Here is a 959-nt window from a genome sequence, read left to right on the forward strand (position 1 = left end):
CGCGCGGCATGTCGCGCAGGATCCCCAGCGCGACGGGCATCGCGCTTTCATCGGCGATGATCAGCTGCCGGGCCGCCGGCACCGGGTTCCAGCCGCACCCCTGGTCGATGAAGGCAACCGGGGTGCCGGGCTGCACGCTTGCCGCCCACGGCCCGGCAACCCCTTCGGTGCCGTGCACCAGGAAGTCCACGTCCATTTCCCCCGCACCGGCGCGGAATTGGCGGATCGTGTAGTTGCGGATGACCGGGCGGGCGCCCTTGGGCAGCGTCAGGTAGTTCAGGTAGCCGCCGACCCCGAACTTTGCGGGCAGGTTGTCGAAGCGGGAGTGCGAGTCCACCGGGATGGCCAGCCGGAACCACTGGTCAAAGCCCCGGTATTCGAAACGCTCCAGGTCCTGCCCGCCGAAGGTCACCCGGGTCATGTGCGGGGTGATGCGTTCACTGCGCTGCACCTGGCAGCGTACCAGCCGGAATCGGCATGGGTTACGGCGATATTGCTCATCGCGGCGTCCTATCCGCCGGCACCCGCCGGGGAGTCTGGGCCCCGATGGTCCGCCGACTGCTGTCGTGGCCGAGGAACCTGGTGGCCCTCGCTTGGCAGGCGCCACGCAGCATAAGCCGTGGCGCCAACGGGCCAGCCGCGCTCCCACCGTGCTCAGCGGCGGGGCGGCCGCCCAGGAGCACAATTCACTGCACGCTGCTCCACGTCAATAACCGTTGCTGCTCATTGTGTCCCGCGGCGAACCCGGACCGCAAGAAAAGGCCGTCTTCGGCTGGAACAGGGGCTACCCGGGCTGGTCGCCGCGTCCGAGCACGGCCACCAGAAAATCACTGGCTGGCCCATGCAGCTGCCAGGTCGAATAGCGCTGTTGCAGCCGCAGCCCGCATTCGGCGGCATCCGATTCGAACGTGTCGAAGTCATAGCCGCGCCCGGCGCCGAAGCCGACCACGAGCCGGCCG

General features: G+C 68.7%; 1 protein-coding gene. It reads right to left on the bottom strand.

Features of this window, described 5'->3' with window-relative positions; genetic code table 11:
* On the bottom strand, nt 1-451 hold a 451-nt coding region (locus JCM19049_RS15505; protein WP_279403368.1), incomplete at its 3' end, for a siderophore-interacting protein.
* Nucleotides 452-959: the final 508 nt, after the last annotated feature.

The organism is Arthrobacter sp. JCM 19049 (assembly GCF_001310435.1).